Source organism: Pseudomonas sp. DWP2-2, from assembly GCF_049897065.1.
GTDB classification, from domain to species: Bacteria; Pseudomonadota; Gammaproteobacteria; order Pseudomonadales; family Pseudomonadaceae; genus Aquipseudomonas; species Aquipseudomonas paracarnis.
In genome coordinates, this window is record NZ_JAFCVN010000009.1 from 1 (window position 1) to 25,623 (window position 25,623).

The 25,623-nt window shown below is 60.8% G+C and carries 17 protein-coding genes and 2 pseudogenes; 6 read left to right on the top strand and 13 right to left on the bottom strand.

Features of this window, described 5'->3' with window-relative positions:
* A pseudogene (locus ACP7CZ_RS19130) lies at window positions 1-1,236 on the top strand (hypothetical protein); the annotation flags it as partial.
* Between the two features lie 175 nt (window positions 1,237-1,411).
* Here ACP7CZ_RS19130 and ACP7CZ_RS19135 read toward each other — a convergent pair.
* The 5 genes from ACP7CZ_RS19135 to ACP7CZ_RS19155 all read right to left on the bottom strand — a co-directional run bounded on the left by ACP7CZ_RS19135 (window position 1,412) and on the right by ACP7CZ_RS19155 (window position 7,915).
* Complete coding sequence (locus tag ACP7CZ_RS19135) at window positions 1,412-1,843, bottom strand: alpha-E domain-containing protein (protein WP_254989552.1); 432 nt, start codon at window positions 1,841-1,843, stop codon at window positions 1,412-1,414.
* 139 nt (window positions 1,844-1,982) lie between these two features.
* Entirely contained in the window at window positions 1,983-2,576 is a 594-nt protein-coding gene (locus tag ACP7CZ_RS19140; protein WP_294156516.1) for a glutathione S-transferase, read from the bottom strand.
* Window positions 2,573-6,211, bottom strand: coding sequence for an AAA family ATPase (locus ACP7CZ_RS19145; RefSeq protein WP_294156518.1), 3,639 nt, complete (start codon window positions 6,209-6,211; stop codon window positions 2,573-2,575). The genes ACP7CZ_RS19140 and ACP7CZ_RS19145 overlap by 4 nt, the downstream gene beginning before the upstream one ends.
* Complete coding sequence (locus tag ACP7CZ_RS19150; RefSeq protein WP_054897971.1) at window positions 6,208-7,449, bottom strand: exonuclease SbcCD subunit D C-terminal domain-containing protein; 1,242 nt, start codon at window positions 7,447-7,449, stop codon at window positions 6,208-6,210. The genes ACP7CZ_RS19145 and ACP7CZ_RS19150 overlap by 4 nt, the downstream gene beginning before the upstream one ends.
* A gap of 214 nt (window positions 7,450-7,663) precedes the next feature.
* A complete protein-coding gene (locus ACP7CZ_RS19155; RefSeq protein ID WP_094774614.1) occupies window positions 7,664-7,915 on the bottom strand; it encodes a DUF6124 family protein in 252 nt (83 codons plus the stop codon).
* Window positions 7,916-8,472: 557 nt separating this feature from the next.
* On the opposite strand from ACP7CZ_RS19155, the gene ACP7CZ_RS19160 reads away from it, so the two are divergent.
* From ACP7CZ_RS19160 to ACP7CZ_RS19175, 4 genes and pseudogenes are all read left to right on the top strand, one after another.
* Window positions 8,473-8,790, top strand: a complete 318-nt coding sequence (locus ACP7CZ_RS19160; protein WP_294156525.1) for a hypothetical protein — start codon at window positions 8,473-8,475, stop codon at window positions 8,788-8,790.
* Window positions 8,791-9,064: 274 nt separating this feature from the next.
* Window positions 9,065-10,480, top strand: coding sequence for a PAAR domain-containing protein (locus tag ACP7CZ_RS19165; RefSeq protein WP_294363012.1), 1,416 nt, complete (start codon window positions 9,065-9,067; stop codon window positions 10,478-10,480).
* Window positions 10,477-10,866, top strand: coding sequence for a hypothetical protein (locus tag ACP7CZ_RS19170; RefSeq protein ID WP_236456464.1), 390 nt, complete (start codon window positions 10,477-10,479; stop codon window positions 10,864-10,866). Before ACP7CZ_RS19165 ends, ACP7CZ_RS19170 begins: the two co-directional genes overlap by 4 nt.
* Window positions 10,867-10,974: 108 nt before the next feature.
* Window positions 10,975-11,196 (top strand): annotated as a pseudogene (locus ACP7CZ_RS19175) (xylose operon transcription regulator XylR); the annotation flags it as partial.
* Between the two features lie 639 nt (window positions 11,197-11,835).
* On the opposite strand, the gene ACP7CZ_RS19180 reads toward ACP7CZ_RS19175, so the two are convergent.
* From ACP7CZ_RS19180 to ACP7CZ_RS19210, 7 genes are all read right to left on the bottom strand, one after another.
* The gene (locus ACP7CZ_RS19180; RefSeq protein ID WP_072446308.1) at window positions 11,836-13,476 is read right to left on the bottom strand and encodes a BatD family protein; all 1,641 of its coding nucleotides are present in this window, start codon (window positions 13,474-13,476) and stop codon (window positions 11,836-11,838) included.
* Window positions 13,473-15,212, bottom strand: a complete 1,740-nt coding sequence (locus tag ACP7CZ_RS19185; protein WP_057975741.1) for a tetratricopeptide repeat protein — start codon at window positions 15,210-15,212, stop codon at window positions 13,473-13,475. Before ACP7CZ_RS19185 ends, ACP7CZ_RS19180 begins: the two co-directional genes overlap by 4 nt.
* Entirely contained in the window at window positions 15,209-16,297 is a 1,089-nt protein-coding gene (locus tag ACP7CZ_RS19190; protein WP_294148425.1) for a vWA domain-containing protein, read from the bottom strand. Before ACP7CZ_RS19190 ends, ACP7CZ_RS19185 begins: the two co-directional genes overlap by 4 nt.
* Window positions 16,290-16,784, bottom strand: a complete 495-nt coding sequence (locus ACP7CZ_RS19195) for a DUF4381 domain-containing protein (protein ID WP_003190798.1) — start codon at window positions 16,782-16,784, stop codon at window positions 16,290-16,292. Before ACP7CZ_RS19195 ends, ACP7CZ_RS19190 begins: the two co-directional genes overlap by 8 nt.
* The gene (locus ACP7CZ_RS19200) at window positions 16,781-17,713 is read right to left on the bottom strand and encodes a DUF58 domain-containing protein (RefSeq protein WP_034126021.1); all 933 of its coding nucleotides are present in this window, start codon (window positions 17,711-17,713) and stop codon (window positions 16,781-16,783) included. The genes ACP7CZ_RS19195 and ACP7CZ_RS19200 overlap by 4 nt, the downstream gene beginning before the upstream one ends.
* Before the next feature lie 5 nt (window positions 17,714-17,718).
* Window positions 17,719-18,678, bottom strand: a complete 960-nt coding sequence (locus ACP7CZ_RS19205) for an AAA family ATPase (protein WP_020301524.1) — start codon at window positions 18,676-18,678, stop codon at window positions 17,719-17,721.
* A gap of 367 nt (window positions 18,679-19,045) precedes the next feature.
* Entirely contained in the window at window positions 19,046-19,399 is a 354-nt protein-coding gene (locus tag ACP7CZ_RS19210) for a hypothetical protein (protein ID WP_127881916.1), read from the bottom strand.
* Between the two features lie 482 nt (window positions 19,400-19,881).
* Between ACP7CZ_RS19210 and ACP7CZ_RS19215 the strand changes: the two genes are divergently transcribed.
* A complete protein-coding gene (locus ACP7CZ_RS19215; protein ID WP_054897965.1) occupies window positions 19,882-24,750 on the top strand; it encodes an NAD-glutamate dehydrogenase in 4,869 nt (1,622 codons plus the stop codon).
* Between the two features lie 183 nt (window positions 24,751-24,933).
* Here the strand turns inward: ACP7CZ_RS19215 and ACP7CZ_RS19220 are convergent, their stop codons facing one another.
* Window positions 24,934-25,620 (bottom strand): GntR family transcriptional regulator, encoded by a 687-nt coding sequence (locus tag ACP7CZ_RS19220; RefSeq protein WP_034126017.1) that lies wholly within the window; start codon window positions 25,618-25,620, stop codon window positions 24,934-24,936.
* Window positions 25,621-25,623 lie beyond the last annotated feature (3 nt).

A 25,623-nucleotide genomic window follows, 5' to 3' on the forward strand; every position in this document is an offset into this window, starting at 1 on the left:
TACTTCCTTGAACTGGGTCATGATACGAAACTGAAACTTCAGTTCAAGGCGACGCTTTCATCTAGTCAAGCCGAGGCTGACGCCATCATCTTCCCGATAGTGGAATACACTGTTAACACTCTGCCGGCAGAATTCCCTGTTCCCAAGTTGACCCAGGCCACGGGGACGGGTACCTCAGTTACCCTGGCGCCGTTGAATGCACAAAACGGCGGCACGGTGTCGGTGGAGTACACACCGATGTACACCACAGACAGCATCAAGGTGACGATGGTGGGGACAGCCGGTGCGGGTTCTCCGGTGATCCCGGCCAAGAATGGGGTAACGGCGGGCAAAGTCACGTTCGACATTACCAAGGCCGCGATTGCCGCCAACGTCGGTAATGCCAACAAGACGTTCACCCTTAAGTACGACGTAACCCGTAGCGGCAAGGTGGTTGCGTCCAAGGTGTTGACGGTGACGGTGACGCCGATACCCCAGGCTGAGTTGGCCAAAACGGTGCTCAAGATCAACCAGGCTAACGCGGCGACTCAAGTACTGGACTTGACTACGTTTACCGGCGATGCCACAGGGCAAATTGGTGTCTGGCCGTTTATCACTGCACCTTACCCCGTCTGGTTGAAGCTGCAGGGGAAAACGGACAAGGGCGATGATCATTCGCTGACAGTGTACAACGGTGCGGACACTGCAGCTGTCAACTCGACCTGGATCGCTGAAGGGAAAATCGAACCAAGGATCGCTCGTACTTATCTGGCGAGATTGGGACATGGCACCAAGCTGCAGGTGGAGTTAAAAGCGGCTTTCAGTCTTAGTAAAGCTGAAGTCGATGCCATTGTCTTTCCGATAGTGGACTACCAAGTGAGCAATAAAAAGCTCGACCATTTCACGGATTTTAGTAGTGGATATAATGGGTGGACCGTGTTCGGCTCGGGGGACATAACTTCAGGCTATTGGAGAGGTTACAACAGTGTGTCTGGAACTGGGACAGGTTTATATCAAGTTTTCAGTGTGGCCCCCGGATGGTATGAGGTTTCAGCGAGGGTTATTGGGAATTACAATATGTCCGTAGATATCCAATTTGTAAGATTCCTATATAGTACGCCTGGGGTGTGGCAGACAATGACGCACCGTTTTCATGTAGATGATATTAGGACCGGTGTTTCTATTACTGCTAGGCTCTATGACTTTCCGGCAGGCCAATTTGTTGGTTTCGATGATATTCGGATTCGGCAGTTATAAAAAAGAGATGTGGTTAATGGAGCTTAATTAGCAGATAATTGGTTGATGCGACTGCAAGAAATGAAAAAAGGTTGGCCTTGGCTTATGGGGATAGTTGCGTGAACACCTGTAGAATAAGGGCCGGACCGAGTGAGTCGTAGATATAGTCAGCGCGCGAAGGTATGGGGAGATTTACTTAAAGTAGATCTCCCTCTGCACCTTCCATCGCCTTGTAGGACGGTGGGCCACAGACAACCTCCAAATAAGAACTCTGCACCGCCCGCGCCAACTCCCGGATAGCTTCAATAAACTCCGTCAACCGACTATGCAACCCATCCTCCAGAATCTCATCAATCCCCGTATACCTCAGCCGCGCTTCAAATTCCGCCGCCAAGCGCTGCGCCGTGCGTCCATAGCTGCCAGGCAGGTCCGCGAGGATATGGCTCAACTCCCCGATACACGCATGCAGCGAGCGCGGCACGTCGCTGCGCAACAGCAGCAGTTCCGACACCGAGCGGGCATTCAAGGCATTGGGATACAGCTCGGTGTATGCCTCGAATGACGACAATTCGTGGAACACGGACTGATTCAAAAGCGGGTCTGCCCCATACTTGATGCTAGATAACAAGACCCGGCACTGTACTGGAATTGAGCGACGGTCAAATGTGGGAGCTGGCTTGCCTGCGATGGCATCAACTCGGTGTTTCAGTTGCACCGAGTCGTCAGTATCGCAGGCAAGCCAGCTCCCACACTTGAGTGTATCGGCCTCAGGGCTTTGCCATCACGGCGGTAAACAGTGGGGACTCAAGGAACCGCTGTAACCAAATCTGCAAACGCTGATACGGCGTCCCCGCAAACCACTCCCGATCCACATGAGCAAACTGCCGCACAAACGGCGCCAGTGCCGCATCCGCCAGGCTCAGGTGTTCGGCGAGCAAGTACTCACGCTCCGCCAGCAAGCCTTCCAACTTCTGCAAGAACACCTCACCCTCGGCCCGATAATGCTCCATTGGTTGTTCCAGATAGCGCTCGGCATACTTGTATCGATTCAAATGATGCTTGAACACCTGATCATTCTCGGCAATCAACGCCAGCACCGCAGGGTCACCTTGCAGCAGCCAGTCATCCGGGTCGTGCTGCGCCAGCGCCCATTGCATGATCTCCAGGCTCTCCTCGATCACTCGACCTTCGACACTCAACACCGGCACCGTACCCTTGGGCGACAGTGCCAGCATCTCGGCTGGCTTGGCCTTGAGGCTCACCTCGATGATTCGCACAGGAACGCCTGAGTAACCCAAGGCCAGCCGCGCCCGCATCGCATACGGGCAGCGTCGGAACGAGTACAGCAGCGCTTCGTTCACTTGACCTCCAGGGTACTCAAGCCATTGCCCTGGCGCTGGACCTGGATTTGCACCGGAATGCGCTCGTGCATTTCCTGTACGTGGGAGATCACCGCCACCTTGCGGCCCTGGGCCTGCAGGCCGTCCAGGGCGTCCATCGCCAATTGCAACGACTCCGGATCAAGGCTGCCAAAGCCTTCGTCGATAAACAGCGACTCGATCTTCAAGGTGCTCGACGCCATGGACGCCAGGCCCAAGGCCAAGGCCAACGACACCAGGAAGGTTTCGCCACCGGACAATGAATGCACCGAACGCAGTTCATCGCCCATCTCTGTGTCCATCACCAGCAGCCCGAGCATGCTGCCGCCGCGTTTGAGCCGGTAGCGGCGCACCAGTTGGCGCAGTTGCACGTTGGCATGGTGCACCAGCAAGTCGAGGTTGTAGGCCTGGGCGATCTTGCGGAAGGTGTCGCCGGTGGCCGAGCCGATCAGCGCATTCAGGCGTGCCCAGCGCTGCCACTGCTCGTAAGCCTTGGCGATCTGTTCGGCCAGGGCCTGGTTGGCATTCTGGCGGCGCTGGTCTTCGGACTGGCGTGCGCGCAGTTCGGCGCAGTGTTTCTCACCCTCGAGCAATTGCTGCTCAAGCGTTGCCAGGGTGGCGGCCAACTGCTCGGCCTCCAGGTTGCCATTGTGCAGGGCCTGGTGTTCGGCCAGGCGCTGTTCGCGCTCGTGCAGCAGAACCTTGGCTTGCTCGACGGCCTTTTCGCTGCTGTGCAGGTGCTGGCGCAACTGCGCGACCTGGGCTTCATCAAGGGCCAACAGGCGTGCGAGGCCCTGATCATCCAGTTCTGGGTGCTGGGCGCGCCATTCGCCGATGCGTGTCGCAAGGGCGTGCTGTTCCGCCTCCAATGCCTGCTGGCGTTGCTGCTGGGCCTTGAGGTCGGCGGCCAGCTGTACTTGCGCCGTGTGCACGGCGTGCAGTTCCTGGTTGGCGTCGGTCTCGCTTTGGCGCGACTGCGTGACGGCTTGCTCCAGCTGCTGTTGCCAGTGTTCGGCGCTGGGGTAATCCCCTAGCAAGGCGCGGAGTTTTTCCTGGACGGCGTGTTGCTGGTCGGCCAGCTCGGCGACTTGCAGATTCACAGCGTCAAGTTGCTGCTGGCGATGCTGTTGGTGGGTGTGTTGTTTCTCGATGGCCTGTTGGCGCTCTTGCTGCTCGGCCTGCTCATCGCGTTGATGGCCCAACTGCTCAAGGCGCTGGCTGACCTGCTGGTCGAGCTGCATGAAGGTCGCCGCAGGTGCGCTGCGCAAGCCTTCCAGCGTCTGGGCGGGCAGCAGGTTGGCGAAGGCGCTGAGTTCCGCCTCCAGGCGTTCGCGGTCGCCGGCCAGTTGCCGTTGTTGGTCCACCAGCAATTGCCGGGCTTGCTGGCTGGCATCCTGGGCCGCTTGTAATTGTTGCTGCAAGCGCCCGGCGTTCTGTTGCAGGTTGAGCAGGGCGCCTTGGCGTTGTTCGTCCTGGCTGATGCTTTGGGTCAATTGGGCCAGTTGCTGGGCCAGCCAAGGGCTGCGCTTGGCAGCGTCCTGATTGAACAGCGAGGCAGACAGTGGGTGGGCTTGCAAGCTCGGCGCCAAACCCTGCTGCTGGGTGGCCAACTGTTCCTGCTGTTGCAGGAACTCTTTTTGCTGAGCGATCAGGCCGCCCACTTCACCGCGCAATTCAGTGAGTTTTTCCTTGAGGCTATCGACGGCTTTCTGCGCAGCCGCCTCTTCACTTTCATCATGGCGACCCAGGCTTTGCAGCAGGGCTTCAGGCTGGTGATAGGGGTGTTCGTGGCTACCGCACACCGGGCAGGGTTGGTCATCCTGCAACTGCTCGCGTAATTCCTCGACGCTGGCACTGCGGGCCAGGCGTTGGCGCTCAAGCAGTTGCTTGGTCACCGCCAGGGTTTGTTCGGCAACGGTGAGTTCGGCCTTGGTTTGCAGGCCGGTCTGGTTCAGTTGTTCGCGTTTTTGCGCGGCCTCGGCAAGTCTTTGCGTGAGCGCAGCGGCCTGTTGATCCAACTGTTGCTGGCTGTCCCACAAGCGGGCCAGGTCTTCGAAGGCGCGCTGTTGCTTGCGATTGTCTTGCAGCAGGCTGGCCAGCAATTGGATTTGTTCGGCCACCGCGTGCGGTTCGGCACCGGCCTCGTGGTAGAGCAGGTCCAGGGCTTCGCGCTGTTGGGTGAACTGTTCGGCGGCGGCGCTGGCGCGCTGTTCGAGTTGCCCCAGCTCGGCCTGGCCTTGGTTGAAGCGATTGCCGATCAAAACCAACTGTTGCAGGCGGTCACGGTAGGCGTTCCAGGCATCGCTCAGCGGCGCGAGGGCGGCGCTGTGCTCAAGTTCGGTGGCCAGGCGCTGCAGGCGCTCGGTGCCTTGGGCCTGGGTGTGTTGCAAGCCGTCGAGCAGGGCCTGGCCTTCGGTGCAGGCGCTTTCGTGCTGGTGTTTTTCCTCGTTGCGCTTGGCCAGTTCGCGGCTCACATGGGCGAGGGTGTTTTGCTCTTCGATGGCCTGGCGCAACAGGGGCGCGGCGTCGGCCTGGTGTTTCAGGGCCTCGGCCAGTGCTGCCTGGGCGGCCACTTGCTGGTGTTGCGCCTGTTCCTGGCGGGAATGCAGGGCGGTTTGTTGCTCGAGGTGCTGGGCAATCTGTGCCGCCAGGGGCGTCAGCAGGGTGCCGAGTTCTGCCTGGCGCAGGAAGTGATGGCGTTGCGGTGCTAACTGCTCCAGCAGGCTGAGGTCTTGGCGTTGCTGGCCTTGGCTGGCCCAGGTTGCTTCGTCGCGTTGCAGTTGCTCCACTGCGTGTTGATGGCGCTCCTGCCATTCACGCAGTTCCTTGAGCCAGGTGTGCTGCAACTCCAGCTGCTTGAGCTGGGCTTGTTGGGTCTTGAGCTGCTGCTGGGCGTGGGCCAACTGTTGATCCAGCTCGGCGCGGGCTTCGGGTGCCAGGGGTACCACGCCGGTGGCTTGGTCCTGCAGCTGTTTGTGGGCGTCCTTGGCCTCTTTGGCCTTATCGAACGCACGGCGGCCGAGCTGGGTGTAGAGCGCGGTATCGGTGAGCTTTTCCAGCAGTTCGCTGCGCTCATTGTCATTGGCCTTGAGGAAGGCGCTGAACTCGCTTTGCGCCAGCAGCACTGCACGGGTGAACTGTTCGAAGTTCAGGCCCAGGGCCAATTCGAGCTGGGTCTTGTATTCGGTTTTCTGGCTGGCCAACAGTTGGTCGCTGTCCAGGTCGATCAGGCTTTGCCGGCTGTTCTGCAACTTGCCGCTGGCCTTGTCACGGGCGCGGTTGGCTTCCCAGCGCGCACGGTAGCGACGGCCACTGACACCGACAAAATCCACCTCGGCATAGCCGCCACCGGTGCCGCGTCGAATCAGAGTGCGCGGGTCGCCGATGGAAATATCCGTGTCGGCGTCCGGCATCTTGGCCTGGCCGGTGTCACCCAGGCGTGGCACCGCGCCAAACAGCGCCAGGCACAACGCATCGAGCAGGGTACTTTTACCCGCGCCGGTCGGCCCGGTGATGGCGAACAGACCCGCACTGGCCAGGGGCTCGGCGGTAAAGTCGATTTCGAACGGGCCCGCCAGGGAGGCGAGGTTTTTCAGGCGGATGGCGAGGATCTTCATGGCTGTTCGCCCTCCTGTTGTACTTCCTGGAGTAGCACGGCGAAGTCCTTCAAGGTCTGTTCATCCACCTCACTGCCGTAGCTGTCCTGCCAGGCGCGGCTGAACAGTTCCTGGGGCGTGAGCTGGTCGAGTTCGATCAGTTGCGCATCGTCTACCTCTGCGCTGCCGCGTGTGCCGGCATATTCGGCGGCGATACGCACCAGGCGCACGGCCTTGCCTTGCAGGGCAGTTTCGATCTGTTGGCGCAGGTCCGGTTGCGGCTCGTCGAGGCGCACGCGCACTTCCAGCCAGGGGTGGCGCTGGGTTTCGGCGAGCAGGTCGATGTCGGGCAGCTCACCGAGTTGCTTGAGGATATCGGCCAGGGGCGCGGCATCCAGGCGTTGCAGGTTGACGGAGCGGGGAATCAGGATCGGTTCGCAGCCCACCAGCCTTTCGCCCTGGAACGTCACGTCGAGAATCTGGTGCTTGTAGCCGATTTCGGAGAACGACAGGGGGATTGGCGAGCCGCTGTAGCGAATGCGCTCCTCGCCATTGACCTTTTGCGGTTTGTGCAAATGGCCGAGGGCCACATACGCCACGCTTCGGTCGAACAGTGTGGCAGGCAGCGCCTCGGCATTGCCGATGATCAGGCTGCGTTCGGAGTCTTCGGATACCGACCCACCGGCCATATGCGCATGGCTGATGGCTATCAGCGCCTGGCCTTTGTTGCGCTTGGCATTGGCGGCCGCGATCAGCCATTCATGCACTTGGCCGATGCCGCGCAGGTAATCATCGCCCAGCTGTGCGCCGGTGACTTCCGCCGGGCGCAGGAAGGGCAGCGCCAGGCACCAGGCGGCGATCTTGCCTTTGGCATTGGGCAGCGGGATCAGCAGCCGGTCGGCATCCAGTTGCCCGTCATCCAGCCACAGCACCCGGCCCAGGGCATGGGTGCGCAGGCGGCGCATCAGAGGCGCAGGCAGCTCAATGCGCGAACCGGAGTCATGGTTGCCGGCAATCATCACAATGGTCAGTGTCGGCTGTTGTTCGTGGGCGCTGATGATGAAGTCATACAAGCGCTCCTGGGCCTTGAGCGGCGGGTTGACCGTGTCGAAGATATCGCCGGCGATCAACAGCACGTCCGGGCGCTGGGCCTTGAGTTGGCCCAGCAGCCACTCAAGGAAACAAGCGTGTTCGAAGTCGCGTTCCTGGCCGTGGAGGTTTTGGCCCAAGTGCCAGTCGGAGGTATGAAACAGACGCAAGGCGAACTCCGTGGAGAAGATGAAAAGGAGGGGAGTTTACCTGTAAAAGTGCACGCGGACTCATGGCCGACGCGATCAACGGAGTGTGGGCCAGCCCTGATGGCTGATTGTAGGAGCGAGCTTGCTCGCGAAAAACGTCAACGATGACGCGTGTTTCCTGGATAAACGCGGCGCCTGGGAGTTCTTCGCGAGCAAGCTCGCTCCTACACAGGGGTCATGGGGTGTTAGTGGGGTTGGGTTGCAGGCAATCCAGCGCACGGTCGGCGAGGGTGCGGGCCATGTCGATCAGGTGAGCGGTGGAACAGGCCATGTCGCGTCGGGTGCCTTTAAGGCCTTCGGCGGTTTCGGTGGCGGTGGTGGCGGCGCAGCGCAGTAGCGAGGAGATGCTGGCGATGGCGTCTTCGAAGCTCAGGTCTTCGTGGGCGACGAAAATGGGGAAGGGTGGGTCGGGGACGATTTTGCTCATGGGTGAAGCTCCTGCTTGGTTTGGGAGCCATTCTTTTGCCGATCTCACACGTCAAAAGGTGGCAGCTATGTGCGGGGTGAGATACCGGAAAACAGGACCCGGCCAGACCGAAGTCTGCCCGCACACAGCCGCCATTGACGGTTGTAGCGCATTGCGCCTGCTAATAACGGGATCTCACACCCGATCGCTGATAGGCAGCGACGAAGCGAAGGCTAGCCAGTGGGTTGAGCAGGCGCAAGGCCAAAGGATTGTCTAGGAAACGTCCTGCAAATTAAAGGGATATGGATTGCTGGCCTTTAACAATGCATGTCGAACGGGCGGTGATGAATGGAACGGCAGGTTGAGTGACGACCACCCATAAGGTGGATTTTTCAATCAATCCCTGAATGAATCAGAGGCCCACCATGTCATTTTCAGTAAAACCACCTTCGACTAGCGCTTTCACCGCTCTACCAGATCAGCTGGATGCTGACAGTCGCTCAACCCAAGCTAACCATCGTCAGGCACGAAGCGCTCAAACCCAGGCCAGCGCCCCGGACCTGCGCCCGTACGCAAGCGTGAGTGACCGGCAACTAATAGGGGTGATCCGCGATCACTTCCGCGAATTCGCCGCAGGGGCGACAGACAGCTATGTGAACTTCAATGAGTTGAAAGAGGCCGCCGGCCTGATCGCCACCGACAGGACGTTCTCACCCGAGGCCCATCACGCGGCCAGGGAGCTACTCTCACGCCCCAAACTGCTGCCCAAGCTGGATATCGGCATCAGCTTCTTCGGTGGCCCCGGCAAGGAGGATGGCCGGTTCGATATGGATAACCTGAACTATCTGTACAAGTTCCCCCATCGGGAATGGAAGGTGCCGCGTCGTAATCACTAAGTGCAGGCAGGCGTCCGTGCAGCGGCCCGCCAAGCACGCAGCTAGAAGTAGCCGCCCGAAGCACTGTGCCGGACGTCGCAGGCCTATCAGACTTATACGACGAAATACCCGGAATCGTCCGACTTTACCCTAAGTAAATCCCTCTCCAAAGTTTGGCTTGCCGCTGACTCTCTCGTTCTCGTTTACCTCGATTGAATGCATCACGTATCAATTTTCTTATTCGAGACGAGAAGGAGAGTGCGGCCATAAACTCAAATGGATAAAGGGTAAAGCAATGAGCTTAGGTTATTTCATAGGTCTGGGTGACAAGACCACCTGCGGCGGGGAAGTGCTGGACGGAGATAAGAGAGTCAACATACACGGCCTTTTCCATGCGTGCGAAGGTGACCGAGTCACCTGTGGCAAGGATGGGCAAACTTATAAGATCGTCGGTGGCATTTCCCACATAAACAGCCATGGCCGGCTTATGGCTGGCACTTTGGATAGTTACAGCGACTGTCCCTGTAAAGCCGAGCTGATTCCTTCGGTGTACTCAGCCACCTATGAAAACCAACATACAGAACCGCCCATTAACCTGCGAGTAGCTCAAACAAACCCATCATCTGTAAATCGAAACACTGTAGCGCCACGTCATTCTGGTTTCGTGCCGTCCGGTCATGTTGGATCAATGGCATTCAATGGTGTGCAGGGTCAGGAGCCAGGTTTTTATATCGTGCCCAAAAGTATCAGCCGCGAGGCGCTGGAAGCCACACTTTTTCCAACGTTCGACCCGGCTGTAATGCGCAAGTTTAAGGCACTGAACCCGAATACGAGCCACGTCAAAGCCGGCTCGATGATCGTACTCAGCGATCCGAACAACACCTCGTGCACCTATCAGGAAGCGCAACTGTTGCAGGCGGCTCAACACGTCAGCGCATCACTGGATGAGCTGACGCCGGACGAGGCTGACTTTCTGTATCGCCATGGTGCTGAAGTCGCCGGTTTCATCGGCCAAACCTCAACCTGGCTCGGCGTCAGCGCAGTGGTGATGGAAAAGCACCTGAGCAATCTGCGCGAAACACTGCAGGCCATGGAGCGCCTGCATCAGGACAGCTACCGGCAGCACGGGCACCTTAGGTCACCGCAGTTTTTTGCTGATCGCCAACGGTGGATGAACCAGTTGGATGCTCATCTGCTCAACTCCACCCGCCTGCGCGGGCAGACCCCCTTGGGCGATCACCCCAAGTTGAAAACGGCCTTGGGGATATCCAGTCGCAGCTTGGTGCATCACTGGGACAAGGCGGGTGGGCCGGGGCAGATTCCGGGGTATGCCGCTCATGTGGAGGCGGTCAGTCGTGCCACGAAGTATATGAAGGCAGGGGGTTATATCGGTATAGGCCTTGGCGGTGTGTCCTCGTTGTTGGCTATACAGCAGGTGTGTAATGCGGATTCTGGGGCGGCTTGCGAGAGGGTCAAGCTCACCGAAGTAGGAAAATTTGTGGGGTCTACTTCTCTTGGGGCTTTGAGCGGAGTGATGGCTGGTGCTGCAAGTGGCTCTATTTGCATTGCAATGGGTGTGGCGACTGGAGGCGTTGGCGGGGTTATTTGTGTTGCCGCTATAGTGGGAGCGGGCGCATGGGTGGGTACGACGGGTGGGGGGATGGCGGGTGAAGCTATTGGAGAAAAACTCTACCAAGTAAATCAACCATGAGCAGTATCGACACTTGGCCTCTTTGGGTTGCGATCTCTTTTCTAGGGGGGCCAATGTTACTTGCAACTTTGACCCTTACATACAGCCTGTACCTGACCCATCGTCACATGGACGCCATAAAGGAGGCCTTAAAGCACAGTCGTTATATCTATATCTGGGGGCCAAGCCTTGGAAAACGAGGCTTGATTTGGTCACTCTTAGAGATGGGTAAAATCTCGGGAATGCTACTGTGGCCAAAAGCTTCTCTCATTAATGGAGAGCTGGACCCAACCGATCTTGAAAATTTCCCACCTCACTTAAAGCTCCGAATTACCCTTAATCTGAAAACGATGATCATCGCCTTCATATGGATGTTGATCGGGGTTGCTCTGCTGAAGTTCAGGTAGTTCTGCGGTGAAATTTTTAACTTGAAGGCTCTCGGCACTTTCCACCCATGCCTCTGATCTATCATTGGGTTCCCGGTGGCTGTGCCGAGGCAAACCTCAAATTGAAGCCTGCCCGTTCACCGCATCGCCTTGCTGTTCAACAGCAGCATAATCTACGACCGCGGCATAATCGCTGGCATCGGCAACTACCTGAGCAGCACCCTTGCATCCTGGGACCTGTTCCTGGAAGAAGACTTCCTCTACCGCCTGCGCGGTATCGAGCGTTGGCAGGGCGATGGGATCATTGCTGACTTCGATGACCCGCTGATTGGCGGTGCGGCAGGTGGTGCGTTCGTCAGTTATACCAGTGGTTCGATCTGCTTGGCGCTTGGTGTGTCTACAGGTATAGGCGGGGTCGTTTGTGCTGCTGCTTTAGTAGGAGCTGGCGCCTGGGCGGGTAAGACTATCAGTGGGAAGGCCGGCGAAGTCAGCGGAGAAATTTCGTACGAGAAAACACTGCCATGACATCGGGAGATTTTTGGACATCCTGGTTGGCTTTCTGGGTTGTTGGAGGTGTACCGGGCCTGCTCGGCATGGCTGGTGTCGCATACAGTCTGTACCTGAGTCGGTGACACCTTGAAGCCATCAAGGAGGCTCTGAAAAATAGCCATTACATTTATCTCTGGGGGCCAAGCCTGGGAAAACGCGGGGTGATTTGGTCGCTCCTGGAGATATCTAAAATTGCTGGAATGGTGGTGTGGCCGAGGGCTTCGCTCATTATTGGGGAGATAGACCCCGTGGATCTTGCCAATTTTCCTCCGCGCCTGAGGAGGCATCTGATCATCAAGATGATGCTCATGTCGACTTGCTTCCTTTGGATGGCAGGTGTAGCGATTTTGTTGGCGTTCAGGTAGATCGAGCGGACGTGCCCCGGCTGCACTAAACGCAGCCAGCTACCACAGGGGTTTTGTGGTGTTGGTCGAGGCTGGGTTACTTGGGGTAGAGCGGCGGCAAGCTGGTGGTGTCGGTGGCCGGGTCTTGCTCGCGCTCGGCCACGGGGATCGCCTTGATGGCACGCCACAGGTCGTCACCCAGCCAGTACTGGCCGCTTTCGCTGTACAACGCGCCATTCAACCCATCCAGGGCATCGGACAGCGGCACAAACCGCGCGGCCATGTCGGCCAGCGTTTCCGGCTGTTGCCGTGCCCAGGCGTCGAGGGCCTGGCGGGTAGCATGAGGGTCGTTGGCCTGGGTGGCGCGCTTGAGGTCGTCGAGCAGGGTGCGTGGGCTGGGGCCGGTTTGCGCGGCGCGTTGTACCGCCGGTTGCCGGCGTGCGCGCCACCACAGGCCAAAGCCCAGCAGGGTGGTGCAGGCCAGTATCAGTGTGCTCAGTTGCCACAGCCACAGGCGGTCATCATCGGGGGCGGTGATGATGGTCGGTGTCGCCGGGGTGTCCACCACCAGGCTGGGGTTCACCGCCACGTGCACGGTGCGCGCCGGCAGGCTGGTGCGTTCCAGATGATCTTCGTGGGTGTTCCACCACACCACTTCCACGGCGGGCAGTTCCAGCTCGCCGGCGCGGGTCGGCACCAGGGCTTCGCGGTCTTCACGGCTGCCGGTCAGGCCGCGGTCGCTGGTACGGTTAGCCATCACTGGTTGGTCGGGGTAGCGGCGCAGGCCGTTGACCTCGGTGCCGGGCAGCGCCGGCAGCTGTGCGCTGGACAGGCCTTCGGCCTCCACGGTAAGGCTGCGGGTCAGGGAATCGCCGACTTGCACGTGGTCCGGCGTGGGGTTCCAGCCTTCGCTCAAGGTCAGGCTGCGCGCGGGCAGCCAGGGGGCGTCGGCGGGGTAGGCGTCCGGTTTGGGTTTGACCGTCAAGGGCAGGGGCGCAGAGCTGACATGAATCATCTTGCCCGGCTTGGTGCCCTGCAGGGTGTTTTCCTGGGGCGGTCGCGATTCCACCAGGGTGGCGCTGAAGGTCTGCGCCGGAATCACCACAGCGCCGCTGTGTTGCGGGTAGAGGGCGTAGCGGGTTTCGATCACGCCATGGCGAATGCTGTTGATGACCTTTTCATAGGTGCGTGATTCGCCCAGTTGTTCAACACGAGCATCCGGTATCTGCAAGGGCGTGAGGCTGCTGTCGTCATACAGCGACACCGAGTGGTAGACGCGCACGGTCAACAGGGCCTGGGCCTGCACGTACACGCTGGTCTGGTCGAGGCTGGCTTCGATGAACACCGGGGCCAGTTCGGCGCTGGTGTTCTGGCTGGCGCTTTCCACCACTTGCAGGGTGATCGGCTGGGTCTTGAGCGCGCCCACCTGCAGCGGCGGGATCACCACGTTGCCGTTTACCTTGGGCAACAGGGTGATGATCCAGCGGGTGGTGGCGTGGTTGTCGCCGTCCAGCGTGGTGAGTTGGTTGATCTGGCGGGTGCCGCTGACTTCGAACTGCGCGTCCAGGGGCGACAGGTCCGGTTTGCCAAACTGGGTCACATCACTGGATTGCACCGTCAGCTCCACCGTTTCCCCGGAGTTGAGGCGGCTGCGGTCTACGCTGGCGACCAGGTCCGCCGCCTGGGCGTGGCCTGCCGACAACGCGAGCAGGAGCAAAAGGGTGGTGCGGCGGCTCATCGAGTGGTGTCCTGATGTTGTTGCTGTTCGTACCAGAATTTGCGGCGCAACAGCTCGCCGGGGTTGTCCGGGATCTCCTGCAACCATTGCTCCAGTGCTTGGCGGCGCTCGCCTTCCAGGCGTGTGTCGGCGGGGCGCAGTGGCGGCGTGGTGGTCTGCTCGTCGCCCAGTTCGCTGCCAGGCACTTCATTACCGCCTGGCTGTGGCGCGGCGCCTGTCTGAGTCTCAGCGGTACCGGCTTCGCCCTGGCCGTGGGACGATTGCTCGCCGCCCTGGGCCGTTTGTGCGCTGGTGCCCGGTTGCGCAGTTTGGCCGGGTTGGGCGGTTTCGTCATCTGCGTTTTTTGCGGGCGGGTCCGGCTCGGGCTGCGCTTGCTCCTGCATCAGCGCTTCAACCAGGGCTTTGTTTTTCAGCGCGGGCTGCAAATCGGGCTGGGCTTCCAGGGCTTGTTCATACGCATCAAGGGCCGCTTCAAGTTCACCGGCCTTGGCCAGGGCATTGCCGCGGTTATAGTGGGAATAGGCGTCGCTGCCTTGGGCAAACCGCTTGATGGCCTCGGCGTAATTGCCGGCTTCATACAACGCAACGCCTTGCCATTGCGGGTCCTGGAAGTGTTCGGCGGCTTCGGCCGGGCGTTTGTGCTTGAGCAGGTACTGGCCTTGTTGGTCGGGGCGAAGCCACAGGTCCTGCAGCCCAAAGGCGTAGCTGGGTTGCGGCGCGCCCATCAGCAGCAAGGGCAGGCAGAACAGCCAGCCGCGACGCCCGGCGCACGCGGCCAGCAGCAACAACGGCAAAAGCAGCCAGTAACCCTGGTCGGCCCAGCTGTCCAGGCGCAGCCGTTGGCCGTCGTCGCGCAGGGCTTGGGCGCTGTCGAGCATGCCGAGTTGGCGCAGGTCCTTGTCATCCAGGCGCGCCGCACGGTAGCGGCCGCCCATTTCGCTGGCGAACGCCTTGAGGGTCGGGCTGTCGAGGCGCGGCACCAGGATCGCGCCCTGGTCGTCCTTGAGGAATTCGCCGCTCTCCTGAGTCACCGGCGTACCTTCGCGACTGCCGATGCCGAGGATCGACAACGTTGGAGCCTGGGCACTTTGCAGTTGCAGGCGGATGCCCTGGCGCTCTTGTTTGGACAATGAGGAACCGATCAGCAGCAGGCGCCCCTGGCCGAGACCGCCTTGCTTGAGCAGGCCCAGGGCTTTTTCCACGGCAAGATCGGCACGATGGCCGGGCTCGGGCATGATCGACGGGCGCAGGGCTTCCAACAGGTTGCGGCTGGTGGCCAGGTCATCGGACAGCGGCACCAGGGTATGGGCGCTGCCGGCATACACGATGATGGCTGTTTGCGCATCGGTGCGCGCTTGCAGTAAGTCATACAGCTTGCGCCGCGCCTGTTCCAGGCGGTTGGGCGGGCTGTCAGTGGCGAGCATTTCCGGGGTCAGTTCCAGCAGCACCACCAAGGGGTCGGAAGGTTTCTGGCTGGCTTGTTCAACCCGTTGCCAACTGGGGCCCAATAGCGCGAGCACGGCCAACAGCCAGGCGATGCCGAGCACCACCCACGGCGATTTACTCTCGCGGCCATTGCCACCGCTGAGCAACTCGGCATGGAACGCCGGCGGCAGGATCATCTGCCAGCGCCCGGCGCGCTTTTGCCGATGCCATAGCTGCCACAGCAACCAGCCAAGCAGGGGCAGCAACAACAGCCACCAGGGGCGCAACCAGTGCGGCCACAGCGCGATCATCGACGCCTCCGCAAACGCAGGCGGCGCAGACGCTGGCGCCATTCAGGGTGTTGCTGCAAAAAGATGCCCTTGCTCGATAGCCTATTGAAGCCGCGTTGCAAAGCGTTGTTCGGCCAGCGTTCCTGGATCACCAGCAACAGGCTCAACACCAACGCCAAGGCCAATGGGCCGCTGTACAGCGCCTGGGCCGGGCGGGCCTGGGTGGGTTGTTGTTCCACGGGCTCGAGGGTGTCGAGAGTGTCCTTGATCTTCAGCAGTTCCTCGCCGTCTCGGGCGCGGAAATACTGGCCGCCGGTGGTCTCGGCCAGTGCCTTGAGCGCCGGTTCGTCGAGGTCCAGGCTCGGGTTTACGCCTAGGATGCCCAGGGAGCCGGTTTGCTCGGGGTCGGCGCCGATGCCGATGGGGTAGATTTTCACGCCTTCCTCGGCCGCCAGGCGCGCGGCGGTCAACGGGTCGATCTGCCCGGCGTTGTTGGCGCCGTCGGTGACCAGGATCAGCACACGGCTTTGCGCCGGGCGCTGGCGCAGGCGTTTTATGGCCAGGCCGATGGCGTCGCCGATGGCGGTGTTCTTGCCAGCAATGCCGATGCGCGCTTCATCCAGCCAGATGCGCACGGTGCGGCGGTCAAAGGTCAGGGGCGCTTGCAGGTAGGCTTGGCTGCCGAACAGGATCAGGCCCACGCGATCACCTTCACGCTCCTCCAGAAAGTCTCCCAGCAGGTGCTTGACCAGGGCCAGGCGGCTGACGTCCTCGTCCTGCCAATGCATATCGGGAAAATCCATGGAGCCGGACACATCCACCGCCACCAGCAAATCCCGACCGCTGGCAGCAATCGGCAAGGGTTCGCCCAGCCATTGCGGGCGGGCGGCGGCGGTCAACAGCAGCAACCACAGCACCACGAATGGGGCTTGCTGGCGCCAGCCGGGCAGGTTGACGCGGGCACGGCGGCGGGCCAGGCCTTCGAGGTCGCTGAGGTAGCTGACTTTCAGCGCCGGTTCGCCGCTGTCGGCCACGGGCAGCACCAGGCGCATGACCCAGGGCAGTGGCAACAGGGCGAAGATCCACGGCCAGGCGAACTCAAACATGTTTGCGAATCCAGGTGTCGACGGCTTGGGTGAGGCCGGCGATTGCTTTGTCGTCGAGCTTGCATTCGGGTTTGTAGGCACCTTCCACCAACACCATCCAGCGCGTCAGGCCGGCGGCAGGGCAGCGGTTGTCCAGGAAGGCCAGCCATTTGCGCCCGTTGAGGGTATGGCTCTGGCTATAAGGGTAGTCGTTACGGCACAGGCGCTTGAGCAGGCCGTTGAGTTGCTGCAGCCAGGCGCCCGCAGGCGCTCCGTCGTAGGGCTTGGGCATCAACGCCAACTCGGCCAGGGCGGCGATACGCAACGGGTCCAGTGGTTGTTCGGCGCGGGCCACAGGGCGGCGGGCCGGCAGGAAACGGCGCAGCCACCACAAGCCCCAACCGAGCAGTGGGATCACCAGCAGCAACAGCCACCAGCCCGGTGCCGGTGGCCAGAAGCCAATGGCGGGCGGGGCGATCAGCGGTTGCAGTTGGTCCAGGCTGCTCATGGTTTTTTAACCGGGCGTTGCGGGTTGAGGTATTCGCGCAGTTGCTCGACCATTTCACTCTGGGTGCTCAAGGGCATCAACAACAGCCGCAGTTTCTGCGCGAGCAGTTCCCAGCGGGCGATACGCGCTTCGGCTTGAGCCTTGTAGGCCTGGCGCAGGTCGATATTCAGCGTGTCCAATTCCAGTTGCGCGCCCCTTTGCGCGAAACGCAGCAGCCCGGCGGCGGGCAGGGCGTGGTCCAACGGGTCAGAGATTGGCAACAACAGCAGGTCGCAATGGCGCGCCAGCAGGCTCAGCTGTTGCTCGGCGCCTTCGGTGAGGGCGCGTTCATCACAGATCACCACCACCAGGCTGCCCGGGCGCAGTACCTCGCGGCCACGGCGCAAGGCCATGCCCAGGGCATCCGCTTCAGGCTGACGTTCGGTATTCAGGCTCTGGTTGACCCGCACCAGCCGGTTGAGCAGTTGCAACAGGCTCTGTTTGCTGCGCCGTGGCTTGATCTCGTAGTGCTCGTTGTCGCCGAATACCAGCCCGCCCACCCGGTCGTTGTGGCCCAGGGCGGCCCAACCGATCAGGCTGGCGGCCTGGGCGGCAAGCACCGACTTGAACATTTGCCCCGAACCGAAGAACAGCCGGCAACTTTGCTCGACCATGATGAAAATCGGTCGCTCGCGCTCTTCGTGGAACAGCTTGGTGTGCGGCTCCTGGGTACGCGCCGTCACGCGCCAGTCGATGGTGCGCACATCGTCGCCGGCCTGGTACACGCGCACCTGGTCGAAATCGACGCCACGCCCGCGCAGCTTGGAGTGATGCAGGCCCACCAGCGGGCTACGCTGGCCAGGCGTGGAGAACAACTGCACCTCACGCACGCGGTGGCGCATCTCAATCAATTCACTGAGGGTTACGCGGATGCCATCGCTTGCGTTCATCGACTTCAAGCGACGGCAACGACGTCGAGAATGCGTTGCACCACGCGGTCCTGGTCGACACCGGCGGCCTCGGCCTCGAACGACAGGATGATGCGGTGACGCAGCACGTCGAACAAGACCGCCTGGATATCTTCCGGGCTGACAAAATCGCGACCGGCCAGCCAGGCATGGGCCCGGGCACAACGGTCCAGGGCGATGGAACCACGCGGGCTGGCGCCATAGGCGATCCACTCGGCCATTTCCGGATCGAACTTCGCAGGGGTGCGCGTGGCCATCACCAGTTGCACCAGGTATTCCTCCACGGCATCGGCCATGTACAGGCCGAGGATTTCCTTGCGCGCAGCAAAGATGGCCTGCTGGCTGACCCGGCGCTCGGGCTTGGTTTCGCCATTCAATGCTTCGCCACGGGCCTGTTGCAGGATGCGGCGCTCGACGGCGGCGTCCGGGAAGCCGATCTTGACGTGCATCAGGAACCGGTCGAGCTGCGCTTCGGGCAGCGGGTAGGTGCCTTCCTGTTCGATGGGGTTCTGCGTGGCCATCACCAGGAATAGCGGCGACAGCTCGTAAGTGCTGCGGCCCACGCTGACCTGGCGCTCGGCCATGGCTTCGAGCAATGCCGACTGCACCTTGGCCGGGGCACGGTTGATTTCGTCGGCCAGTACCAGATTGTGGAAGATCGGCCCCTGCTGGAATACGAAGCTGCCGGTTTCCGGACGATAGATCTCGGTGCCGGTGATGTCGGCGGGCAGCAGGTCGGGGGTGAACTGAATACGATGAAACTGCGCTTCGATCCCTTCGGCCAACTCCTTGATCGCCTTGGTCTTGGCCAGCCCCGGTGCGCCTTCGACCAGCATATGGCCGTCAGCGAGCAGGGCGATCAGCAGGCGATCGATGAGTTTTTCCTGGCCGAGAATCTGCGTAGAAAGAAAGGTTCGCAGCGCAAGCAGCGCTTCACGATGTTCCATCGATGACGGTTCCTGGAAAGATGAGCCTGGGTGTCGTGACAGAACACCGGGCCTGGGGCGTTTACTTTAATGCATCGCGGGGTGCGGCGACTAACGGCTTGATGGGTATTTTTGGCGAAACTTACAGGATTGCGGTGTGAGCGGTATAACAGCTGGGTAGGTAGAGCACGGTCACTGTGGGAGCTGGCTTGCCTGCGATCCAGTCAACTCGGTGATTCAGGCACACCGAGTCGATACCTTCGCAGGCAAGCCAGCTCCCACATTTGGATCGTGCCTCAGCCAGATCAGCGTCGGCTGTCAGGCCGTCACGGGAGCAAGCTCCCTCGCCACAGATTTAGCGTCGTGCCGAAGTTTCAAGTGACCGGTTTCAAGTCCGAATGAACGTGCCGGTGCCTGTGAGGATGTTCTGCAGGGTTTCCTGCACTTCGGCCATGTCTGACGCGGCGGTGCTGTGGGTGATCTCCAGCTGGTCCTTGCCGCCCAGGGCATCGGCATCGCCGGCCGCCAGTTCGATCAATAAGGTGGTGTCGCCCAACGTCACTTTCAGCCCATCCAGGGTCGAAGGCTCGTAGTCCCAGGTCAGCTCCACTTCGTCTTCATCCGGGTAACGGGTGAGCATGAACATTTCGCCGTTCTTGCCGTGACAGCAAAGCATGGCCATGTTGTCTTCTTCGTCGTCGCACGGGGTGGCCATCAGGGCGTCGGTTTTCAGCTGCAGCATGGGGCAATCCTGTGTAGGGGAGGGCAATTGTGCCACTGCGGCGAATTTTGTGCTTCATCCTGTGTCGGAAGTCAGGCATGACCTGACGGGCCGGATCGGTCATTTCTGGTACTGATGGTGTGCAAAGTAGCAAGATTTTCTACCGAAAATCCTGGGTTGCCCAAGTTGCAACCGACACCCTGCTTACCGATGACCGAATATGTCGCAGCGTTGCAAGCAGCGTTCTTCCTACACTCGTTAAGCTGCGCAACGGATGTGCCCTGTGCCAGGCGCCTGACCTGCCCGTCGTATCGTCATCTGGCCAACGGCATGCCGTATGGAAGTTGTATGTGACCTGACTGTCCTGTCCAGCTTCACCCACCTGTCACCCTGATTCGTTTATGGTGCTTGTCAGCACACCAGCGAACAGAGCTGACGGTCTCCCCGCAAGGGGATAACACGCGACGCTTTCATCAATAACAAGCCCAAGCGGAGTACCACAGATGGCGTTCTTCACCGCAGCCAGCAAGGCCGACTTCCAGCATCAACTGCAAGCGGCACTGGCGCAGCACCTCAGTGAACAGGCACTGCCACAAGTGGCGCTGTTCGCTGAACAATTCTTCGGCATCATTTCCCTGGACGAACTGACCCAGCGTCGCCTTTCCGACCTGGCCGGTTGCACCCTGTCTGCCTGGCGCCTGCTTGAGCGCTTTGATCACACCCAACCGCAAGTGCGGGTCTACAACCCCGATTACGAACGTCATGGCTGGCAATCGACCCACACTGCGGTCGAAGTGCTGCACCATGACCTGCCGTTTCTGGTCGACTCGGTACGCACCGAGCTGAATCGCCGCGGCTACAGCATCCATACCCTGCAAACCACCGTGCTCAGCGTGCGTCGTGGCAGCAAGGGCGAGCTGCTGGAAATCCTGCCCAAGGGCACCCAGGGCGAAGGCATCCTGCAAGAATCGCTGATGTACCTGGAGATCGACCGCTGCGCCAACGCCGCCGAACTGAACGTGCTGAGCAAAGAGCTTGAGCAGGTGCTGGGTGAAGTACGCGTGGCTGTGGCCGATTTCGAACCGATGAAAGCCAAGGTCCAGGACCTGCTGGCCGGTATCGACGCCAGCGCGTTCGCCATCGACGGCGAAGAAAAAGCCGAAATCAAGAACTTCCTCGAATGGCTGGTGGGCAACCATTTCACCTTCCTGGGCTACGAAGAGTTCGTGGTACGTGACGAGGCGGACGGCGGTCATATCGAATATGACGCAAGCTCTTTCCTCGGTCTGACCAAGCTGCTGCGCGCCGGCCTTACCGCCGAAGACCTGCGCATCGAAGACTACGCCGTGGCCTACCTGCGCGAGCCGACCGTACTGTCGTTCGCCAAGGCCGCCCACCCAAGCCGCGTGCACCGTCCGGCTTACCCGGACTACGTGTCGATCCGCGAGATCAGCGCCGACGGCAAGGTCATCAAGGAACACCGTTTCATGGGCCTGTACACCTCCTCGGTGTACGGCGAAAGCGTGCGGGTGATCCCTTACATCCGTCGCAAGGTCGCGGAAATCGAACGTCGTTCGGGTTTCCAGGCCAAGGCGCACCTGGGTAAAGAGCTTGCCCAGGTGGTGGAAGTACTGCCCCGTGACGACCTGTTCCAGACTCCGGTCGACGAGCTGTTCAGCACCGTGATGTCGATTGTGCAGATCCAGGAACGCAACAAGATCCGCGTGTTCCTGCGCAAAGACCCCTATGGTCGTTTCTGCTACTGCCTGGCGTACGTGCCACGCGACATCTACTCCACCGAAGTACGCCAGAAGATCCAGCAAGTGCTGATGGACCGCCTGAAGGCCTCGGACTGCGAGTTCTGGACCTTCTTCTCCGAGTCCGTGCTTGCCCGTGTACAACTGATTCTGCGGGTTGACCCGAAGAACCGCCTGGACATCGACCCGCTGCAACTGGAAAAAGAAGTGGTGCAGGCCTGCCGCAGCTGGCAGGACGACTACGCCAGCCTGGTAGTGGAAAGCTTCGGCGAAGCCCAGGGCACCAACGTGCTGGCGGATTTCCCCAAAGGCTTCCCGGCTGGCTACCGCGAGCGTTTCGCCGCGCATTCGGCTGTGGTCGACATGCAGCACCTCAACAGCCTGACCGAAGCCAACCCGCTGGTAATGAGCTTCTATCAGCCGCTGGGCCAGGTCTCCGGCCAGCGCGAGCTGCATTGCAAGCTGTATCACGCCGATACGCCGCTGGCGTTGTCCGACGTGCTGCCGATTCTGGAAAACCTCGGCCTGCGTGTGCTGGGCGAGTTCCCGTATCGCCTGCGCCATGCCAATGGCCGTGAGTTCTGGATCCATGACTTTGCGTTCATCGCCGCCGAAGGCGTGAACCTGGATATCCAGCAGCTCAACGACACCCTGCAGGATGCATTCGTGCACATCGTGCATGGCGATGCCGAGAACGATGCGTTCAACCGCCTGGTCCTCACTGCCGGCCTGCCATGGCGCGACGTGGCGCTGCTGCGTGCCTATGCCCGTTACCTGAAGCAGATTCGCCTGGGCTTCGACCTGGGTTACATCGCCAGCACCCTGAACAACCACACCGACATCGCCCGCGAGTTGACCCGGTTGTTCAAGACCCGCTTCTACCTGGCGCGCAAGCTCACTGCCGACGACCTGGAAGACAAGCAGCAACGCCTGGAGCAAGCGATCCTCAGCGCCCTGGACGACGTTCAGGTGCTCAACGAAGACCGCATCCTGCGTCGCTACCTGGACCTGATCAAGGCCACCCTGCGTACCAACTTCTACCAGACCGATGCCAACGGCCAGAACAAGTCGTACTTCAGCTTCAAGTTCGACCCGCGGGCTATCCCCGAGCTGCCCAAGCCAGTGCCGAAGTTTGAAATCTTCGTGTACTCGCCACGGGTCGAAGGCGTGCACCTGCGCTTTGGCAACGTGGCTCGTGGCGGCCTGCGCTGGTCCGACCGTGAAGAAGACTTCCGCACCGAAGTGCTTGGTCTGGTAAAAGCCCAGCAAGTGAAGAACTCGGTAATCGTGCCGGTGGGCGCCAAGGGCGGCTTCCTGCCGCGTCGCCTGCCATTGGGCGGCAGCCGGGACGAGATCGCGGCCGAAGGCATCGCCTGCTACCGCATCTTCATTTCCGGCCTGTTGGACATCACCGACAACCTGAAAGACGGCGCGCTGGTGCCGCCGGCCAACGTCGTGCGTCATGACGACGATGACCCGTACCTGGTGGTGGCGGCGGACAAGGGCACTGCGACCTTCTCCGACATCGCCAATGGCATTGCCATCGACTACGGCTTCTGGCTGGGCGATGCGTTCGCCTCCGGTGGTTCGGCTGGTTACGACCACAAGAAAATGGGCATCACCGCCAAGGGCGCGTGGGTAGGTGTACAGCGTCACTTCCGTGAACGCGGCATCAACGTGCAGGAAGACAGCATCACTGTGGTAGGCGTCGGCGATATGGCCGGTGACGTGTTCGGTAACGGCTTGTTGATGTCGGACAAACTGCAACTGGTCGCAGCCTTCAACCACCTGCATATCTTCGTCGACCCGAACCCGAACCCGGCCACCAGCTTCGTCGAGCGCAAGCGTTTGTTCGAACTGCCGCGTTCGGCCTGGACCGACTACGACACCAGCATCATGTCTGAAGGTGGCGGTATCTTCTCGCGCAGCGCGAAAAGCATTGCCATCTCGCCACAGATGAAAGAACGCTTCGACATCCAGGCCGACAAGCTGACCCCGACCGAACTGCTCAACGCCTTGCTCAAGGCGCCGGTGGACCTGTTGTGGAACGGCGGTATCGGTACCTACGTCAAGGCCAGCACCGAGAGCCATGCCGATGTGGGCGACAAGGCCAACGACGCACTGCGCGTCAACGGCAACGAGCTGCGCTGCAAGGTAGTGGGCGAGGGCGGTAACCTCGGCATGACCCAGCTGGGGCGTGTGGAATTCGGCCTCAATGGCGGCGGTTCCAACACCGACTTCATCGACAACGCCGGTGGCGTGGATTGCTCCGACCACGAAGTGAACATCAAGATCCTGCTCAACGAAGTGGTGCAGGCCGGTGACATGACCGACAAGCAGCGCAACCAACTGCTGGCGAGCATGACCGACGAAGTCGGCAACCTGGTGTTGGGCAACAACTACAAGCAGACCCAGGCCCTGTCCCTGGCCGCGCGCAAGGCTTACGAGCGTGCTGCCGAGTACAAGCGCCTGATGAGCGACCTGGAAGGCCGTGGCAAGCTGGACCGCGCCATCGAGTACCTGCCGACCGAGGAGCAGCTCACCGAGCGCGCCTCCAGCGGCAAGGGCCTGACCCGTCCGGAGCTGTCGGTGCTGATCTCGTACAGCAAGATCGACCTCAAGGAAGCACTGCTCAAGTCGCTGGTACCGGATGACGAGTACCTGACCCGTGACATGGAGACCGCGTTCCCACCGAGCCTGGTGGCCAAGTTCGGCGAAGCCATGCGTCGCCATCGTCTGAAGCGCGAGATCGTCAGCACCCAGATCGCCAACGATCTGGTCAACCACATGGGCATCACCTTCGTGCAGCGACTCAAAGAGTCGACCGGCATGAGCCCGGCGAACGTGGCGGGCGCTTATGTGATCGTGCGGGACATCTTCCATCTCCCGCACTGGTTCCGTCAGATTGAAGCCCTGGACCACCAGGTTTCCGCTGACGTGCAACTGGAGCTGATGGACGAGTTGATGCGCCTGGGCCGTCGCGCTACGCGCTGGTTCCTGCGCAGCCGTCGCAACGAGCAAGACGCCGGGCGCGACACCGCGCACTTCGGTCCGCACCTGGCGGCGCTGGGCCTCAAGCTCGACGAACTGCTGGAAGGCCCGACCCGCGAAGGCTGGCAGAACCGCTACCAGGCCTACACCCAGGCCGGCGTACCGGAGTTGTTGGCGCGCATGGTTGCGGGTACTACCCACCTGTACACCTTGCTGCCGATCATCGAAGCCGCCGACGTGACCGGGCATGACGCCGCCGAAGTGGCCAAGGCCTACTTCGCCGTCGGCAGCGCCCTGGACCTGCCGTGGTACCTGCAGCAGATCAGTGATCTGCCAGTGGCCAACAACTGGCAGGCCCAGGCCCGCGAAGCCTTCCGCGATGACGTGGACTGGCAGCAACGGGCGATCACCATCTCGGTCCTGCAAATGGCCGATGCACCACAAGACATGGAAGCCCGCGTGGCCCTGTGGCTTGAGCAGCATCAGGACATGGCGGATCGCTGGCGCGCCATGATGGTGGAAATTCGTGCCGCAGTGGGCACGGACTACGCCATGTACGCGGTGGCCAACCGTGAGTTGCTGGACCTGGCGTTGAGTGGCCAGTCGGTGTTGCAACCGGCTTGATGCCTCGCTGAACAAAAAGCCCCCGCATCGTGAGATGCGGGGGCTTTTTATTTGATCTGGAATGCGATCAATGTGGGAGCTGGCTTGCCTGCGATAGCGGCGGGTCAGTCAATCATTTGGTCACTGGTACACCGCTATCGCAGGCAAGCCAGCTCCCACAGTTTTAACGTCATTCACTTGGAGTCAGTGATGTTTCAGTAGTCGGGTTTCCAGGTGATCCAGGTGCTGGGTCATCAGGGCGACAGCCGTGTGGGCGTCGCGCTGTTCCACGGCATCCACAATCGCCACATGCTCCTGCCATGCGCAATAGGTGCAGGCCTTTGTTTCAAATTGCGCAATGATCAACGACGTCAACGGCACCAGGCTGTTGAGAAACTGTGCCAGCGGCGCATTGCCTGCCATGTGCGCCAGTTGCAGATGAAACTCTCCCGAAAACCGGATCGCCGGCCCCCGCTGGTCACGCTCAATGGCGTTGCGCTCCTGTGCAATCAGCTCGCGCAGTTGGCGAATCTGCATCGCTGTGGCCTGGGCGCAGGCCAGTTGCACCACGGTCATTTCGGTGAGGCGCCGTGCTTCCAGAATCTGCCGTGTGTGCTGGGCATCCGGCGCGGCGACCTGGGCGCGCTGGTTGGGGCGCAGGATGACCACTTGCTGATGGGACAGCTTGGCGAGCACCCGGCGAATCACGCTGCGGCTCACGCCAAAGAGTTCGCCCAGGCCTTCTTCGGTGAAGCGGCTGGCGGGCGCAATGCGTTGCTCAAGAATGGCGTCGAACAAGCGTGGGTAGATATCGTCCACCGAGGGCTTTTTTTCGGGCGTCCAGCGTAGGGACGTGAGGGTGGAGTCGCGTTGCAGGGCGTGAGCGTTCATGGC

What these genes read in the sequence shown, in the direction of transcription:
- ACP7CZ_RS19145 (WP_294156518.1), bottom strand. Translation starts at nt 6,211, where the DNA reads ATGAAGATCCTCGCCATCCGCCTGAAAAACCTCGCCTCCCTGGCGGGC.
- ACP7CZ_RS19155 (WP_094774614.1), bottom strand. Translation starts at nt 7,915, where the DNA reads ATGAGCAAAATCGTCCCCGACCCACCCTTCCCCATTTTCGTCGCCCAC.
- ACP7CZ_RS19165 (WP_294363012.1), top strand. Translation starts at nt 9,065, where the DNA reads ATGAGCTTAGGTTATTTCATAGGTCTGGGTGACAAGACCACCTGCGGC.
- ACP7CZ_RS19170 (WP_236456464.1), top strand. Translation starts at nt 10,477, where the DNA reads ATGAGCAGTATCGACACTTGGCCTCTTTGGGTTGCGATCTCTTTTCTA.
- ACP7CZ_RS19180 (WP_072446308.1), bottom strand. Translation starts at nt 13,476, where the DNA reads ATGAGCCGCCGCACCACCCTTTTGCTCCTGCTCGCGTTGTCGGCAGGC.
- ACP7CZ_RS19185 (WP_057975741.1), bottom strand. Translation starts at nt 15,212, where the DNA reads ATGATCGCGCTGTGGCCGCACTGGTTGCGCCCCTGGTGGCTGTTGTTG.
- ACP7CZ_RS19190 (WP_294148425.1), bottom strand. Translation starts at nt 16,297, where the DNA reads ATGTTTGAGTTCGCCTGGCCGTGGATCTTCGCCCTGTTGCCACTGCCC.
- ACP7CZ_RS19195 (WP_003190798.1), bottom strand. Translation starts at nt 16,784, where the DNA reads ATGAGCAGCCTGGACCAACTGCAACCGCTGATCGCCCCGCCCGCCATT.
- ACP7CZ_RS19200 (WP_034126021.1), bottom strand. Translation starts at nt 17,713, where the DNA reads ATGAACGCAAGCGATGGCATCCGCGTAACCCTCAGTGAATTGATTGAG.
- ACP7CZ_RS19205 (WP_020301524.1), bottom strand. Translation starts at nt 18,678, where the DNA reads ATGGAACATCGTGAAGCGCTGCTTGCGCTGCGAACCTTTCTTTCTACG.
- ACP7CZ_RS19210 (WP_127881916.1), bottom strand. Translation starts at nt 19,399, where the DNA reads ATGCTGCAGCTGAAAACCGACGCCCTGATGGCCACCCCGTGCGACGAC.
- ACP7CZ_RS19215 (WP_054897965.1), top strand. Translation starts at nt 19,882, where the DNA reads ATGGCGTTCTTCACCGCAGCCAGCAAGGCCGACTTCCAGCATCAACTG.
- ACP7CZ_RS19220 (WP_034126017.1), bottom strand. Translation starts at nt 25,620, where the DNA reads ATGAACGCTCACGCCCTGCAACGCGACTCCACCCTCACGTCCCTACGC.